This window comes from Rhizobium sp. CNPSo 3670 (assembly GCF_057784555.1).
This window is the reverse complement of record NZ_JBXSOL010000012.1, coordinates 42,651-58,544: the sequence shown is the minus strand read 5'-3', so window position 1 is coordinate 58,544 and position 15,894 is coordinate 42,651. Positions and strand designations below refer to the sequence as shown.

Below are 15,894 nucleotides of genomic sequence, written 5' to 3'. Positions count from 1 at the left end.
ACGGCTGGTTCAGATCTTTGAACCGTGTCGGGAGCGCTCCGCGATGCTGGACAGATCGACTTTCTTGCCCGCGACATCCGCGACGATCTTCAAAGTGCCTCCGAGCGATTCGACATAATCGCGGAGCGTCGACAGCTTCATATCGGCGCGCTTCTCCAGTCTGGAAACGTTGGTCTGCTTGAAACCTGTCGCAGCAGACACGTCTTCTTGTGTTCGTCCGGCAAGCGCCCGCAGTTCACGCAGATTATGAGCGGTCACGAGGTCCTCGGCGCGCTTTGCAATGGCGCGCTGTTCATCCTCAGGCAGCGTTTGAATCAGCTTGTCGAGATCATCCATGCTTCTTCTCCAACTCGCTCAAATGCTCGTCGTACCGTTTGTCCGCCAGATCGATCAGCCGTTTGTAGAAGAGTTTCTGGCTCACACCGCTCTTCGCACCTCCGCAGAGGACGACCGCCTTTCGCTCCGGATCGAAGGCAAAGGCGAACCGCCATTGTACCTTCAAGATCTTGACGCGAAGCTCTTTCATGTTCGCGTGTCTGGAGCCTTCGAGGGTGTCGACCTCAGGTCGTCCCAATCGAAATCCTTTCTCGCGAAGCAGCACCAGATGCGCGAGCAATTCGACCCGGACATCGGCTGGGAGGTCTGCGATCTCGCCTTTGAAGCGATCATGAAGCTCGACCTTCCATTGCGTCATTTCATATCCTGATTGATATAGATACTTTGGGATATATAGTCCACGTCTTACCTCAAGGCAATAGTGGTTGGCATTTGCTCAGGAGACCTCAGCAACCGAACGGGGACGGGCGTCACCTGCATCGGTAGAAGGGCATGAGACATAGGGGCAGTTGGTTCAAGCTCGAACGTAATGCCTGGCGACGGACTTGGCGCCGGATGGCGTTGCCGTTTCAGAGGGCCTTGGGCAATAGGGCTTCTTAGAGCTATTGGTGATGTTTTTTCCAAAAGTCCACGAACGCGCGGAGCTTGGGCAACATCTGTTTCCTGTTGGGGAAGTAGATAAAGAACCCGGGACTTTCAGGCATGAAGCCTTCCAGGCACGGCTCCAGCAGTCCCTGCCGGACCAGGGGCTCAACAACCGAGGCAATATTGTAGGTGAGGCCGACGCCCGCCACGGCAGCGGACGTGCATGTCGCCGGCCCGTTGACGGTCAGCGGGCCCTTTACGTCCATAGTAAAGGTTCGCGGTTCACCGCGCCCGGATCGCACCGTGAACATCCATCGGTAGAGCGCGCCCCCGAACAGCCGAACGTTGATGCAAGCATGCTCACTGAGCTGTTCCGGACGTAGCGGTTTACCTCTCCGGGCGAAATATGCAGGAGATCCGACGACCGTCAGCAGCGATGGCTTCGTGAGCCTTACCGCGATCATGTCTTGTGCGATCATCTCGCCGATCCGGATGCCGGCGTCATAACCCTCCGCCACGATATCGACGAAACGGTCTTCAAACACCAGCTCCAGCTCGACGGCAGGATACGCAGCGGCAAAGCCCTCCAGCACCGGCTCGATCAGCGTCTGGGCCACGTAAGGGACGCTGAGGCGTAGCAGCCCTGCGGGGTTGACACCCATTCGCTGGGCGGCCTCAATGGCCGCCTCGACATTGGCCACGCTGGCCAGCGCCTCCTCAAGGAACAGTTCACCGGCTTCGGTCAGTCCCACCGACCGCGTTGTGCGGGTCAGTAGCGAGGTGCCGACACGGGCCTCAAGCCGCTTGATGCTCCAGCTCACCGCCGCCGTTGTGACCCCCAGTTCCACGGCTGCAGCGGTGAAGCTGCGCTTCTCGGCGACGCGCGTGAAAATGACAATCCCGTCTAACAGATCGGCCCGCATTATCAAATCCTGCTTAATAGGGCGTCAAATGGATCGCCGATTGTTAATTCCAGCGCCATAGCCCACCTTTCGGGAGGATTCAACGAGGATGCTCTCATGACCCCTACATCGATCACGCGCCGGACGTTTGGCCTCGCCGTTGGGGCAAGTGCCATCCTCCCAAATACAGGAACCTATGCCATGTCAGAGTCCCTTACCGAACGGAGCCAGCCCAAGTCGCAGAAGGTCAGCTTTCCGAGCGGCGACGGCGTTGTTGTGGGGAACCTTTATCTGCCCGAGGAGCATGACCCATCCCGGCGTTACCCCGCTGTTGCCGTCGCCGGCTCGCTGAGCTCGGTCAAGGAACAGATGGGTGGCAACTATGCCGGTGAGCTGGCCCGGCGCGGCATCATTGCCCTAGCGATCGACTACCGGAACTACGGCGAAAGCAGCGGCGCCGTGCGCCAGTACGAAGACCAGGACTCCAAGGCCGAAGATCTGTCGGCGGCACTGCGCGTCCTGAAGGCGCGCCCGGACGTCACGGCGACCGGCCTGCTTGGCATCTGCACCAGCGGCGGCACAGCCCTTTACGCAGCCGCCAAGGATACCAATGTCCGGGCCCTGGCAATTGTCGTCGGGTTCTTTTCGGATCCAGACTTTGCGGTCAAAATGTTTGGCGGCCAGGAAGGCGTGGACCAGCGGATCGCGGCTAGCCGTGCGGCCCGCATGCGCTATGAGGAAACCGGCGTCATCGATACCGTGTTGACCTACAATCCCGGTGACAAGACGGCCGTGAGCGCGAGCCCGAGCGAATATTACATGGACCAGACACGAGGCGGCGGTGTGCGTTCCTGGCGCAATGAGTTTGCGGTGATGGGCTGGGAGCCCTGGATCGCCTTCAATCCGGTCGCACAGGCCGAGAAGGTCACCGCGCCGGCACTGGTGATCCACTCGGACGGCGCGGCGTTCCCCGACCAGGCACGCAAGGTCTACAATCAGCTAGCGGGTCCGAAGGAACTGCATTGGGCGGTGGGTAAGCATTACGACTTCTACGACCAGGCCGACACCGTGCGGCAGGCCGCCGACCGGGTTGCCGCCCACCTCCACAGCAAGCTGGTTTGACATACAACCCAGCTTTCGCGCGAGGTTTCAGACCAGAGCTCGCCGGTTGGTCTTATCCGCCACTGAGGGCACGGTTTTATCAGGCGACCGATCACGCGGTTCGACGGCGTAGCCCAGAGAAGCCTGCTAGGTATAGCGTTCCATCGTCAACAGAGATGCGGCCGTTGAATCGGCCTCTGCATATCACCACTTGCCACCGAGTTTGATCGAGAATGGAAACTCGTCATCGCTGCGTCTTACGAACCCCTTCTTCTTCAGGCTCAGTTCGTCATCGTATCGGATGCGAGCACCTATGCTGAATAGCAAAGTTCGCTCCGCCATTGCAGCTGCCGACGACGAACCCGTTCCTTTCTGATATCCTGTACGCTCACGCCCCATCTTCTCGATAGCGTCAGATAGCGAGCTGAGCGCATGATTCTCGCTAAACAGCCCAAAGGCGATGAGACTCGCAAAGGATGTCGCTCCACTAACCGAAGACACCTTGGAGTTCGGTCGGGTAACCTCCCAAATTTTCGCGCCGGGCTGCAGCCTCTGACGTATCTCCGCTGCGATGAAAGAAGCCGAACGGGCACTGACACCAATTGTGGAAGCTGGATCGTGATAGAACAAATAGTGCGCAAATAGGTCTGCATCCGCCATCGCCACCAATTGATGGTTTTTCCCAAACCTCGCGCTTTCCCTTAACCATACTTCGGCAACGAAATCGGGGCCTGTCCTTTTGCCCTGAAAAAGGGCGCCCAAGTTGAGTTCTTCACCGGTCTCAAGGGTAATGTGGATCAATACGGCGAGATCGGCACCTGACTCTGTTTCGGTGGTCGTTTGATCGATCTCGAAATAGCCGACCTCGAAAGGAAACTCCCCTTCGTAGCCGAGTGACTTAAAAAGCCTCGGCCCCTCTTCTTCGGCAATTTTTCCAAAACGCTCCGGTAAAATGTGGTTGAAATCGCGTTCATAAATCTTGGCTGGAAAGGACTTGTAGGTTTGGCGCTCGGCTTCCGTGGCGAGCCAATAGAGCAACGCCTGGACGTCGCGTGCAAGGACACCAGGCACAGTCAATTGATCCTCAAGCCGATCGAAGTCCGTCCGCCACGTTCTAACCGCGAAGTGCTCCATCATATCGGAAACACATCGCATGCGAATCTCGGAATTGCCTTCTGAATGATGTAATCCTCGAGCAGCTCGATTCCTCCATCGCGAAAGTGCCGTGACCGCATACTCCTCAAAGACACGCAACTGCTCAGGTGGAGCAATCCGTCGGACCGGCACACGGCGAAGCATGTTAATTGCGTCATCACGATTTCCAGAACGAACACTGGCCAGCACCTTCGCCAAGGAGCCGTTGAATCCTGATGTAAAGCTCGCTCCCTTGATCTTCGTCAGAAAGCGTTCCCTGACCTCACTCTCGACGTGACGCGCGGCGGCAAGTACGTCCTCGTGGGCCCGCATCTCCGTTCTGATTTTAGAACGCCTTTCGAGGATGGACGAACGACGAGCATCGTTTCGATCAACGATGCCAACATAGTCCTGCGCGGGTCCCTCTGGGCTCAGGCCCGCCGCGATTAGCTGTTCCTCAATTTTCCGTGTTCCCTCGAGAAGCAGGTCCATTGATGGCCGGGGGCGCCTTGAGAGCCTATCAATCAGGCTCAACAGCTTTCCCTTGACGCCAACCCTGTTCTCAATCTTCTGAACAGCGGCAAGTATTTCCGAGCGCTCCGCCAGCAAAGCGATGTGGGCGTTTGCCAGAGTGTGGGCGCTGTATGACCACTGAGGCGGCTCCTCTCCCGGATCCCCGAGCTTTTGAAGCTTCGAGGCTGCAGCTCTCTCTATGTGTTTTAATGATCTATGAGCTCTCTAAAATTTTCGATCATTTGGCCTTGTTTCTTTCACCTTCGTAGAAGGAGTATCAATAATTTCAATGGATTAATATGTAGTCAGCTGACGACAGGTGCTGAGAGGACATCCTGTTGGTTTCAGCCGAACCGACGAGCAACTTTCATCATCCAGCCACCTGTGTTTCGCCGCCGCGGCCCCGAAGAAGCGCCATCAGCATTGGCCCAAGCGAAAACTCACCCCGTCTCGCCCGCGATGTCAGGTCGCGAAGATATCCGCCGGCCGACGTGATATGCCCTGCCCGCTCCAATATTGCGGCCATCGTCGCTGCCGCATTCTCCGGCCCCATTGCTTCGCAGGCGTCCTGGTAAGCCGAGGGGCTCACGCCGAGCATCGAACGCACCACAACGGCTGCCATCATCAAGTCCCGCCAGGTCCCGACCGACCCGGCCGGGCCGTAATTTGAAATCTCCGGGCAGGCTCTCAGCACCATCCCAAGTGGGAACGACTTTATCGGTTCAGCCTTCCATTCAAGATTTTTGCTCGGCTTCGCGCCCTGCTCCTTTTCAGAGCTAGGTTCAAGTTCATAGCTGGATTCGGTATTTGAATTCTGTATGTGCTGACGGAATTCGTTGTCATTGCTGTCGCATTCTTCAGGATTAACGTGATTTTCCAACAAATTGACGACTTCTTCTTTTAGCAGATCGAGCTCTTCGAGAATTGCAGCCAATTCCTGCGGCGCTTTTGCCCTCCGCAGCTGCGATACCGCTTGGACGTAGAGTTCTTCAACTTTGGCCCAATCCCCGGGAACATGATCTTCCATTGCCGCGGAGATCAGCTTCCGGACATCCCGCCGAGCGATTGTGACGCGCTCTTTGATGATCTTGAGCTCCCGATTAGCCTCTGCGACCTGCTGGGCCATGACAGCAAGTTCTTCCGAGCGGGCCAGAAGCGGTGCGAGACTGAAGCCATAGGCGGTCTCGATGGAACCGTCCGAGCCCTTTCGGGCATAGCGCTTGCCATTCGGACTGTCGTTTCGTTGGATGAGGCCGGCATCCACCAAAAGGGCCAGGTTCTCGCGCAGCGTCGTGCCGGCGATACCATTTGCCCGTGCCACGAGCTGAGCATTGGACGGAAACACGATAAGATTCGCTTCCTCCTTTAGCTCAGTCTCAGGATAGAACGAGAGAAGCGCGTTGAGCACTGCTAGCGCTCGGTCGCGCAAGCCCAGCAACGATCGCGCGTCGCAAGCGTCGCGGTAGATCTTCCACTTGTCGGCGGACTTGCCTTGTTTGATCGCGGCTGATTTGAATTGCGCTGTCACCAAAGCAAGCGTCATCGGCCGCCGCCCGAAGGGCGTCGTCACATTTCCACTCTGCATTTCTTTCACCTTCCAATAGGCAAAAGAAATCCGCTCACCAAAACGGTGCCAAAGACTCTTGACTGCGATTCATGGAAATGCGATTCTCAGGCTGCTTAGACCATTGAGAGAGGCTTCCACGACGGCGACGTTTGGGGGCCTTTTTCTTTTGCTGCTCCTATCCTCACTTATCCTTCAGATGACGGATTTTCCTTCTTGAAGTCTGCGTAGAGCGCGGGAAGCTGCTCCATAACAAACTTGGCAAAAGCCTCGTCCCGATCTCGGTTCATTTCAATTTTGCAATGCTTTCCCCCGACGGCGAGCGTTGCGATTTGCGCCCCGGCAGCCGACTTTGCGACCAAGCGGGGAGGGGATGCGGACGATGTCTTCGCATCATCTAGCTTGGACGCTCTCAGCACCGCCAGGAACCGATCATCCGAATCCTTATGTTGGAACGATTTGTCCTCGGTAGCCTTGCGGGCCTTCTTCTCCGCGCCCGAAACTTTCAAAAGGTCTGCGAGCTCCTGCCACCTCGGCCGACCGATCTTCGGGGCGCGGCCGATAGAGTCGATCAGCCACCTGGGCACTGCCCGCGCGACGCTAACGAGCTTTTGAACTTCTTGACGGTCAACGGACAATGCCGTCTGGATGAGCGACCGTTGAAAGCCGCCGTCCTCGAGTCTCAGGGCAAACGCCGCCCGTTCGATAAATGTCAGGTCTTCACGCGCAGAATTCTCGATGCCCTGCGCCACGACAAGGCGATCGTCATCCAGCTCGCGGACATAGGCTTTCACCTTCAAGCCGAGTTCGGAAGTCGCACGCAGTCGACGGTGGCCGTAGGCGACCTGGTAGCGCCCGACCTCAGTAGGATGTGGTCGAACAAGAATTGGAATCTCTTGCCCATGTTCTTTGATCGACGTCTTAAGGGCCTCGACGGCTGCAATGTCCTGGTCCGCGAAGCGATCGGCGAAGGGCGAGGGGTCGACCAGTTCTGGCTCAAGATCTATTGGAAAGGCCCCATTGGCAACTTGCTGCTTGAGCTCTTCGTAGTCTCTCTCCACCTCAGAGAACGTATCTTTCAAAGAACGAACCGCACCCGACGCAACTCGCTGCACAGGCTGCCGCGCCTCATCAGCAACAGTCTGATCGTTGCCGCCAGCAAACATGGAGCGAATGGATTGTGTGCGCTTGCTCATCGTTACGATCCTATCCAACCAACCGCTGCAGTAAGATCGTGTAGTCAGCTGACAACACGTTAAGACCTTGATTTCTCTGGAAGTGAGCGACGATCATCGACCCCACACCCTATTGATCTGTTCGATCACTTCCAGGTTCACGGCACTGATGGATTCCATAGCCCGATCATAAGTCGACCGCCCTACGGCTCCTCGCGAGAGCTCATACAGCGACTGCTTGGTAAGACCCGCATTGGCAATAGCAGTCGACTTCCATGCCGAGGCCGCCATGACGTCGGTTCCGAAGACGTCGCGAAGCAGCGCCACAATTTCCTGTTCGGGAACATCCCGCGGATCGTGCCTGGTGATGAGAAACCGTAGAAAGTCGTAGTCGAGGCGGCCGCCGGCTTCTTCGATGACCGACACGAGATCGGACGTCATTAGGAGGAACTGGCTCATTGACGCGACATCGACCATCTGGGGATGGACAGTCACGATCATGCCGGTCGCTGCGTTGAGGGCACCCATGGTTAAAAAGCCGAGTTGTGGGGGGCAGTCCACGACCACGACGTCAAAGTCCTGTTCGACCTGGTCGATTGCGCCTGCGACACGTCTGAAGAACAGATCCTCCGGCCGTCCTCGGTTCTGCAGCATGAATCTCGGGGTCTGGTGCTCGAACTCCATCAGTTCGAGATTGCCCGGAACGATGCTTATCCCGGTAAAGTAGGTGGGCCGAACGACGTCCCTCATGGCCACCCGCTGGTCATCGTAGCGGATTGCCCCGTAAAGCGTCGTGTTCTCGGCAACGTCGAACTCCGGTTGATAGCCGAACATTGCGGAGAGGGAGGCCTGGGGATCGAGATCAATCGCCAGGACGCGGTAACCCTGCAAAGCGAGTCCTTGCGCAAGATAAACGGCTGTTGTCGTCTTCGCAGACCCGCCCTTGAAATTTGCGACCGTGATGATCTGGAGTTTCTCGCCGCTGCGCCGACGCGGCCAAAACCTGCTGGCTTCCTTCGGTCGAGCTCCAGCAAGGTATTCCCGGAGTTGATTGATTTGCTCCAAAGTGTAAGACCGCCGGCCTGCCGTTCCCAAATCAGGCGACGGGCCAAGTCCGTCGAGCGAAAGCTGGCGGAGATAGCCGTCGGATACGCCGACGATTTCAGCCACCTCGCCCGAAGTGAACGAGCGAAGCGACTTCTGTGCGGTAGGGGGAAAGGCGCGCTCTCCGACCGCCCTCAGTCTCGCAGACAGCGCTTCCGCGCGCTGGGTGATGTGTGCGGAAGTTGATGCTCGATTGATGTGCCTGTCAATCACGTTCACTTTGGCCTCTGGTTTTCAGACGGTTTATCGGCGTCAGACGCGCTATTGCCGTCTCAAGATAACGCACGATTCTCACGATGCCGCAAGGGAAATAGGGTTAACAAGATCTTAACGTCGACCGCCCGCTGGCGCTCCGCACCCGCCACAAGCAAAATTTCTATTTTATTCCATCGGGATAGATAGCATGCAGCTCAAATGCGCCTAAAAGCCTACTAACACTTTTGATAGTAATTTCGATGCGTTTCGAACAGCCGGCGCGAACTCAGCGAGGTTGTTACCCACAGAATCACTGCTAACACTTCTGCTAGTAGATCGCCTGCTCCCCCACGTGCACACCTCCTGCGTTGATTCAAGCAAGAGGCTCTTCAATGCACTTAAAGGCAATCCGCAACGCAAAGTCGCCAGAAGATTTGGAGCTGCTCGACCAAATGCACCGCCTTCGTGCAACAGTGTTCGAAGGGCGACTTTCATGGAAAGTCCATTGCTTCGAGGGCAGGGAGTTCGACGAATTCGACGCCCTCTCACCTACTTACGTACTCGCGACGACCTCGGAGGAGCGGGTTGTCGGATGCGCCCGGCTACTGCCGGCAATTGGCACGACGATGCTGCAGACTGTTTTCCCGCAGTTGCTCGAAACTGGCCGGCTTATCTCACATAGCCGCATGATCGAAAGCTCGCGATTTTGCGTCGATACTGCATTCGCCGAGGGAAGGGGGGCAGGCTCACTTCACAACGCGACTTTGGCGATGTTTGCCGGCATCGTCGAATGGTCGATGCTGAACGGCTATTCCGAAATCGCCACCGCGACCGATGTGCGGTTCGAACGAATCCTGAAGCGCGCTGGCTGGCCACTGCGGCGGCTCGGCGACCCGAAGATGATCAACGAAACGCACAGCGTCGCGGGTGTCCTGGTCGCCGACCAAGCCAGCTTCGATCGTCTCCGCCCTGAACACTATCGCTCTTCGTTCATGACCCTCCAACAGAAGGCTGCGTGAGAAATGATGACCTTACAACATCGCTCTCTTCCGCGTTTGGTGACCAAGCTCCAGAACGCCCTCGGCGATCATCTGTGCGTCGCGCTCGAGGACCCGAGCGTCGTCGAGATCATGCTCAATCCGGACGGAAAGCTCTTCATCGAACGCTTGGGGCACGGCATCGCCGCCGCAGGGGAGATGCCACGAGCAGCGGCGGAGACAGTCATCGGCAGCGTTGCCCATGTTCTCAATTCCGAAGTCGATGATGAAAGCCCCATCGTTTCGGGGGAGCTTCCGATCGGCGGGCATCGTTTCGAAGGTTTGTTGCCGCCTGTGGTCGCCGGTCCGTCGTTCACGATTCGCCGGCGCGCGTCACGGCTGATTCCGCTCGACGATTACGTGGCGTGCAAGACGATGACGGCCGAGCAAGCAAAAGTGATTCGAAGCGCCGTCGCCTCGAAACTCAACATCGTGGTCGCAGGCGGCACGGGTTCGGGCAAAACGACGCTGACGAACGCGATTCTGGGGGAGATTGTTCTTCAGGCGCCCGACGACCGGTTGGTCATTCTTGAGGATACCGCAGAAATCCAGTGTGCCGCCGACAATGCTGTCTGCCTCCACACGAGCGACACCGTCGATATGTCTCGCCTGCTGAAGAGCACGATGCGGCTTCGGCCAGACCGCATCATCGTGGGCGAGGTTCGCGATGGAGCCGCGCTCACGTTGCTGAAGGCATGGAACACCGGCCATCCTGGTGGGATTGCCACCATTCATTCGAACACGGCGCGCTCCGCCTTGCAGCGCCTCGAGCAGCTTACCGCCGAGGCAAGCCAGCAGCCGATGCAGGCCGTGATCGGCGACGCAGTGGATCTCATCATTTTCATCGAGAGGACGCCTAAGGGGCGGCGGGTCACCGAAATTCTCCATGTAAGCCGCTTTGCCGGCGGCCTATACCAAGTCGAACCCTATGCAGAGGACGCGCGCGATGCAGCTTAACCGGTCTCTTCGATCTATCAGTCTCCTGACCGTCGGCGTGGCCGTGATGGCGTCACCCGCCTTGGCCAGCTCCGGCGGCGGCGGTCTGCCATGGGAAGGGCCGCTGCAGCAGATCCAGGAATCGATCACCGGTCCGGTCGCCGGCGCCATCGCGCTTGCGGCAGTGGCGATCGCGGGCGGCATGCTGATATTCGGCGGCGAGCTGAACGATTTCGCGCGACGGCTCGTCTATGTCGTGCTCGTCGCCGGCATCCTGCTCGGGGCCACCAACATCGTCGGCCTGTTCGGCGCCACCGGCGCCTCGATCGGGCTTCCCAACGAGAGCGCAATGTCCATCAATCAAAAGGGCGAGGGGGAGGGGACTCATGGCTGAGTCCTTGTCCGGGCTGCAACGCAACCGCATCCATCGCGCGCTGTCGCGACCGAACCTGCTGATGGGTGCCGACCGAGAATTGGTGCTGCTCACGGGTCTTGCCGCCGTCATCCTTATTTTCGTGGTGCTGACCTTTTACTCGGCACTCTTCGGCGTCGCCGTCTGGATCCTCATTGTCGGCCTGCTGAGGATGATGGCGAAATCCGATCCGCTGATGCGGCAGGTCTATATCAGGCACATTTCCTACAAGCATTACTACAAAGCGACCACGTCTCCGTGGCGGCGCTATTGAGGAGGGCTGGCATGGTCGCTCTCAAGCGCTTCCGGGCCACCGGTCCATCCTTCGCCGACCTCGTCCCCTATGCGGGTCTGGTCGACAACGGCGTGCTCCTGTTGAAGGACGGCAGCCTCATGGCCGGCTGGTATTTTGCCGGGCCGGATTCCGAAAGCGCCACCGACCTCGAACGCAACGAACTGTCGCGGCAGATCAATGCCATCCTGTCGCGCCTTGGAAGCGGCTGGATGATCCAGGTCGAAGCCGTCCGCATTCCGACGTTCGACTACCCCTCAGAGGATCGCTGCCATTTCCCCGATGCGGTGACGCGCGCGATCGACGCGGAACGCCGGGCGCATTTCGAGCGCGAGCGGGGACACTTCGAGAGCAAGCACGCGCTGATCCTCACCCACCGGCCGCTCGAATCCAAAAAGACGGCTTTAAGCAAATACATCTATTCCGACGAAGAGAGCCGCAAGAGGACCTATGCGGACACGGTGCTGTTCATCTTCAAGAGCGCCATCCGCGAGGTCGAGCAATATTTCGCGAACACCCTTTCGATCCGGCGGATGGAAACGCGGGAGGTCCGCGAGAGGGGAGGGGAGCGTCTCGCTCGCTATGACGAGCTGCTGCAGTTCGTCCGCTTCTGCATTACTGGCGAGAACCACCCGATCCGACTTCCCGATGCCCCTATGTATCTCGACTGGGTCGCTACCGCCGAGCTTGAGCATGGCCTGACCCCGAAGGTTGAGAACCGTTTCCTCGCCGTTGTGGCAATCGATGGACTGCCGGCCGAGAGCTGGCCGGGCATCCTCAATAGCCTCGACCTGATGCCGCTCACCTATCGGTGGTCATCACGCTTCATCTTCCTCGACGCGGAAGAAGCACGCCAAAAGCTGGAGCGGACCCGCAAGAAATGGCAGCAGAAGGTTCGGCCGTTCTTCGACCAGCTGTTCCAGACGCAAAGCCGGTCGGTCGATCAGGACGCCATGACCATGGTGGCGGAGACCGAGGATGCGATCGCCCAAGCATCGTCGCAGCTTGTCGCCTACGGCTACTACACGCCGGTGATCATTCTCTTCGACGGCGACCGCGAGGCCCTGCAGGAAAAGGCAGAGGCGATCCGTCGGCTGATCCAGGCCGAAGGATTCGGGGCGCGGGTCGAGACGCTAAATGCGACAGATGCCTATCTCGGCAGCCTGCCGGGGAACTGGTACGCCAACATCCGCGAGCCGCTGATCAACACCAGCAATCTTGCGGATCTGATCCCACTGAACTCGGTGTGGTCGGGAAATCCGGTCGCGCCGTGCCCGTTCTATCCTTTGAATTCTCCGCCGCTGCTTCAGGTCGCAAGTGGCTCTACGCCGTTCCGGCTCAACCTGCACGTCGATGACGTTGGGCACACGTTGATCTTCGGGCCGACCGGATCGGGAAAGTCGACCCTTCTGGCGCTGATCGCGGCGCAGTTCCGGCGCTATGACCGAGCCCAGATCTTCGCCTTCGACAAGGGGAGTTCGCTTCTGCCCCTGACGCTGGCTGCCGGCGCCGATCATTACGAGATCGGCGGCGACAATTGGGAGGAGGGGAAGGCCCTGGCCTTCTGCCCGCTCTCGGACCTTGCCACCGACGCGGACCGGGCTTGGGCCACGGAGTGGATCGAAATGCTGGTGGCGCTGCAGGGCGTCGCCATCACGCCCGATCATCGTAACGCCATCTCGCGACAGGTCGGGTTGATGGCGACCGCGCCCGGGCGGTCGCTGTCGGACTTCGTCAGTGGCGTGCAGATGCGCGAGATCAAGGATGCGCTGCATCATTATACCGTCGACGGCCCGATGGGTCAGCTTCTCGACGCCGAGACGGATGGGTTGACGCTCGGCGCCTTCCAGACGTTTGAGATAGAGCAGCTAATGAACATGGGCGAGCGCAATCTCGTGCCTGTGCTCACCTATCTGTTCCGCCGCATTGAAAAACGCCTCGACGGCTCGCCGAGCCTGATCGTGCTGGATGAGGCCTGGCTAATGCTCGGCCACCCGGTGTTTCGAGCCAAGATCCGTGAATGGCTGAAGGTGCTCCGTAAGGCGAACTGCGCGGTCGTGCTCGCCACTCAATCGATCTCGGACGCCGAGCGTTCCGGGATTATCGACGTGCTGAAGGAATCCTGCCCGACGAAGATCTGCCTTCCGAACGGTGCTGCCCGCGAACCCGGCACCCGCGAGTTCTACGAGCGGATCGGGTTCAATGCGCGCCAGATCGAGATCGTTTCGAACGCGCTTCCCAAGCGCGAATATTACGTCGTCAGCCCCGAAGGCCGGCGGCTGTTCGACATGGCGCTCGGCCCGGTGGCGCTGAGCTTCGTCGGCGCGTCTGGCAAGGAAGACTTGAAGCGCATCCGCGCGCTCCATTCAGAACGCGGCCTCGACTGGCCGATAGATTGGCTTCAGATGAGAGGAGTTCACGATGCCGCATCGCTGCTCAACGCCTAATAGAATGCTCGCCGCTCTTGCGGCCGTCGCTTTGGCGATCGGCAGTACCGCGCCGGTGAACGCCGGCACCGCCACGGGCGCAGCGACCGAGTGGACGCAGGTACTCAACAACAGTGAACTGGTCGCCCTGGTCGGAAAATCCGGCGAGCAGGTTCAGAACCAGCTCACACAGATCAGTCAGCTCGCGCAACAGATCGAAACGCAGCTAAACATCTATCAGAACCTGCTTCAGAACACGGCGACGCTGCCGTCGCATATGTGGGGGCAGGTCGAGAGCGACCTCAACCAGTTGCGCAGCATCGTCGATCAGGGCCAGAGCATTTCGTTTTCCATGGGCAATGCCGACGATGTGCTGCAGCAGCGCTTCCAGAGCTATTCGAGCCTCAAGACCAACCTGCCAAACGCGACAAGTTTTTCCTCAAACTATCAGACCTGGTCCGACACCAATCGGGACACGATAGCGAGCACGCTGAAGGCCGCGAGCCTGACGGACGAGCAATTCGACAGCGAAGAAGCCACGATGTCCTCGCTGCGGTCGATGTCCGAGACATCAGATGGGCAGATGAAGGCGTTGCAGGTCGGCCACGAGATCGCTGCGCAGCAGGTCGCGCAAATGCAAAAGCTCCGCGGCCTCGTCTCGCAGCAAATGACGATGATGGGCACCTGGCTCCAGACCGAACAGACAGACAAGGATCTGGCCCAGGCTCGGCGCGAAAAGTTCTTCAACGCGGAGGTCAAGACAATCCCGGAAGGCCAGCAAATGGAGCCTCGCTGGTGAGCCGCTCCCTCGTCGTCGCCCTGCTCGTTCTTGTCGCTGCCCTTTCGTCTGCAGCGACAGTGCTGATTGTCAATTCGAAAGATACCGACAAAGCTCCACTCTCCGACGCCCAACGCGTTGCCAGAGAAAAATTCTTCGGCTCGAACAAAGAACTGCCGCCGATCAAGGATGGCCAGGAGATGGGTCCAAGATGGTGAAATCCAATCTTGAACGGTCATTCCTGGTCGCGGGCCTCCTTTGCCTCGTATTGGCAGCTCCCGCCTTCGCGCAGGAGGGACAGGTCCTCACCGAACTGGAGAACCAGGTTTCGACGGCTGCGAAGGGATGGGAAAACACCATCATGGACGCGGCCAAATCGCTGTTCTGGATCCTGGCCACCATCGAGATCGGCATCGCGGCCGTTTGGCTCGCAATCCAGGCCGCGTCACTTGATAGCTGGTTTGCCGAGCTGGTCCGGCGGATCATGTTCATCGGGTTTTTCGCGTTCGTCCTCACCCAAGGTCCGACCTTCGCGCGAGCCGTGGTCGACAGCCTTTTCCAGATCGGCGCCGGCGGCGGTTCGGCGTCCCCCGCCGAGATCTTCGACGCCGGCATTCGGGTCGCCTCGCAAATGTCGCAGCAGGCCCAGTTCGGCGTGTTCGAGGACAATGCGCTGGCGATCGCCGCGGTGCTGGCAATGTGCGTCGTTGTCATCTCCTTCTCCCTCGTTGCGGCGATTTTCGTGGCGGTCATGGTCGAGATGTATGTCGGCCTGCTCGCCGGCATGATCATGCTCGGGCTGGGCGGCTCGTCGTTTACGAAAGACTTCGCGGTCCGCTATCTCGTCTACGCCTTCGGCGTCGGCATGAAGTTGATGGCATTGGTGCTGATCGCCAAGATCGGATCGCAGGTCCTGCTGGGGCTCGCGAATGCGCCAACCGCTTCTTCGGATCAATTCGTCACGACCCTGGCGATCGCCGGCATCTCCGTCGTGGTGTTCATCATCGCCATGTATGTGCCGAACATTATCCAGGGCGTTGTCCAGGGGGCTTCGGTTTCCGGAGGCATGGAGGCGATCCGCCACGGCAGCCAGGCGGCGTCGTTCGGCGCGGGGGCAGGCTTCCTTGCGGGCGGCGCTGCCAGCGCCGGCTTTGCAGCGGGACAAGCTGCGCGTGCTGCCGGCTCCTCCGTTGCGGGCGCGGCTCTGCGAGGCATTGGCGCCGGAATTGGATCGGCGGGCAAAGCTGCCGGCTCTGCGGCGAAGGAGAAGGCAATCGGCTCTCCCGGCGCTTACGCAGGCTCGATCCTGGGACTCGCGAACGCCAAGCTGGACGAGAGCCGCGGTGGCTATAGCGGACCAAAGCCGCCTCCTGAAAGAAAAGACTAACAGCAATCAGAAAGTGA

General features: G+C 59.0%; 16 protein-coding genes. 9 read left to right on the top strand and 7 right to left on the bottom strand.

Annotation, left to right across the window (positions count from 1 at the left end; translation table 11 throughout):
• Window positions 1–9 precede the first annotated feature (9 nt).
• The 3 genes from AC13QO_RS14590 to AC13QO_RS14580 all read right to left on the bottom strand — a co-directional run bounded on the left by AC13QO_RS14590 (window position 10) and on the right by AC13QO_RS14580 (window position 1,844).
• Window positions 10–336, bottom strand: coding sequence for a helix-turn-helix domain-containing protein (locus AC13QO_RS14590; RefSeq protein ID WP_088688436.1), 327 nt, complete (start codon window positions 334–336; stop codon window positions 10–12).
• Window positions 329–694, bottom strand: a complete 366-nt coding sequence (locus AC13QO_RS14585) for a type II toxin-antitoxin system RelE/ParE family toxin (RefSeq protein ID WP_488540987.1) — start codon at window positions 692–694, stop codon at window positions 329–331. The genes AC13QO_RS14590 and AC13QO_RS14585 overlap by 8 nt, the downstream gene beginning before the upstream one ends.
• A 244-nt stretch (window positions 695–938) precedes the next feature.
• A complete protein-coding gene (locus tag AC13QO_RS14580) occupies window positions 939–1,844 on the bottom strand; it encodes a LysR family transcriptional regulator (protein WP_488540986.1) in 906 nt (301 codons plus the stop codon).
• Window positions 1,845–2,024: 180 nt separating this feature from the next.
• On the opposite strand from AC13QO_RS14580, the gene AC13QO_RS14575 reads away from it, so the two are divergent.
• Window positions 2,025–2,945: an alpha/beta hydrolase gene (locus AC13QO_RS14575; protein ID WP_488540985.1), complete on the top strand. Its 921-nt coding sequence runs from the start codon at window positions 2,025–2,027 to the stop codon at window positions 2,943–2,945.
• 183 nt (window positions 2,946–3,128) lie between these two features.
• Here AC13QO_RS14575 and AC13QO_RS14570 read toward each other — a convergent pair whose 3' ends face one another.
• From AC13QO_RS14570 to repA, 4 genes are all read right to left on the bottom strand, one after another.
• On the bottom strand, window positions 3,129–4,550 hold the full coding sequence (locus AC13QO_RS14570; RefSeq protein ID WP_488540984.1) for a hypothetical protein: 1,422 nt from the start codon (window positions 4,548–4,550) through the stop codon (window positions 3,129–3,131).
• A 391-nt stretch (window positions 4,551–4,941) separates the two neighbouring features.
• Window positions 4,942–6,156 (bottom strand): plasmid replication protein RepC, encoded by a 1,215-nt coding sequence (gene repC / locus AC13QO_RS14565; protein ID WP_488540983.1) that lies wholly within the window; start codon window positions 6,154–6,156, stop codon window positions 4,942–4,944.
• A gap of 167 nt (window positions 6,157–6,323) precedes the next feature.
• On the bottom strand, window positions 6,324–7,331 hold the full coding sequence (repB, locus tag AC13QO_RS14560; RefSeq protein WP_488540982.1) for a plasmid partitioning protein RepB: 1,008 nt from the start codon (window positions 7,329–7,331) through the stop codon (window positions 6,324–6,326).
• 93 nt (window positions 7,332–7,424) lie between these two features.
• A complete protein-coding gene (repA, locus tag AC13QO_RS14555) occupies window positions 7,425–8,633 on the bottom strand; it encodes a plasmid partitioning protein RepA (protein ID WP_488540981.1) in 1,209 nt (402 codons plus the stop codon).
• Between the two features lie 368 nt (window positions 8,634–9,001).
• Here repA and traI point away from each other — a divergent pair, with 368 nt between their 5' ends.
• Genes traI through trbL form a run of 8 tightly spaced genes read left to right on the top strand, consistent with a single transcriptional unit; the run spans window position 9,002 to window position 15,877 of the window.
• Window positions 9,002–9,628: an acyl-homoserine-lactone synthase gene (gene traI, locus AC13QO_RS14550; protein ID WP_488541101.1), complete on the top strand. Its 627-nt coding sequence runs from the start codon at window positions 9,002–9,004 to the stop codon at window positions 9,626–9,628.
• Window positions 9,629–9,631: 3 nt separating this feature from the next.
• Window positions 9,632–10,603, top strand: a complete 972-nt coding sequence (gene trbB, locus AC13QO_RS14545) for a P-type conjugative transfer ATPase TrbB (protein WP_488540980.1) — start codon at window positions 9,632–9,634, stop codon at window positions 10,601–10,603.
• 46 nt (window positions 10,604–10,649) lie between these two features.
• Window positions 10,650–10,976: a TrbC/VirB2 family protein gene (locus AC13QO_RS14540; protein WP_488541100.1), complete on the top strand. Its 327-nt coding sequence runs from the start codon at window positions 10,650–10,652 to the stop codon at window positions 10,974–10,976.
• Window positions 10,969–11,268 (top strand): conjugal transfer protein TrbD, encoded by a 300-nt coding sequence (locus tag AC13QO_RS14535; protein ID WP_488540979.1) that lies wholly within the window; start codon window positions 10,969–10,971, stop codon window positions 11,266–11,268. The genes AC13QO_RS14540 and AC13QO_RS14535 overlap by 8 nt, the downstream gene beginning before the upstream one ends.
• Before the next feature lie 11 nt (window positions 11,269–11,279).
• The gene (locus tag AC13QO_RS14530; RefSeq protein WP_488540978.1) at window positions 11,280–13,733 is read left to right on the top strand and encodes a conjugal transfer protein TrbE; all 2,454 of its coding nucleotides are present in this window, start codon (window positions 11,280–11,282) and stop codon (window positions 13,731–13,733) included.
• The gene (trbJ, locus tag AC13QO_RS14525; protein ID WP_488540977.1) at window positions 13,708–14,511 is read left to right on the top strand and encodes a P-type conjugative transfer protein TrbJ; all 804 of its coding nucleotides are present in this window, start codon (window positions 13,708–13,710) and stop codon (window positions 14,509–14,511) included. The genes AC13QO_RS14530 and trbJ overlap by 26 nt, the downstream gene beginning before the upstream one ends.
• Window positions 14,508–14,708, top strand: coding sequence for an entry exclusion protein TrbK (gene trbK / locus AC13QO_RS14520; protein ID WP_488540976.1), 201 nt, complete (start codon window positions 14,508–14,510; stop codon window positions 14,706–14,708). Before trbJ ends, trbK begins: the two co-directional genes overlap by 4 nt.
• Window positions 14,702–15,877 (top strand): P-type conjugative transfer protein TrbL, encoded by a 1,176-nt coding sequence (trbL, locus tag AC13QO_RS14515; protein ID WP_488540975.1) that lies wholly within the window; start codon window positions 14,702–14,704, stop codon window positions 15,875–15,877. Before trbK ends, trbL begins: the two co-directional genes overlap by 7 nt.
• The last annotated feature ends 17 nt before the right edge of the window (window positions 15,878–15,894 follow it).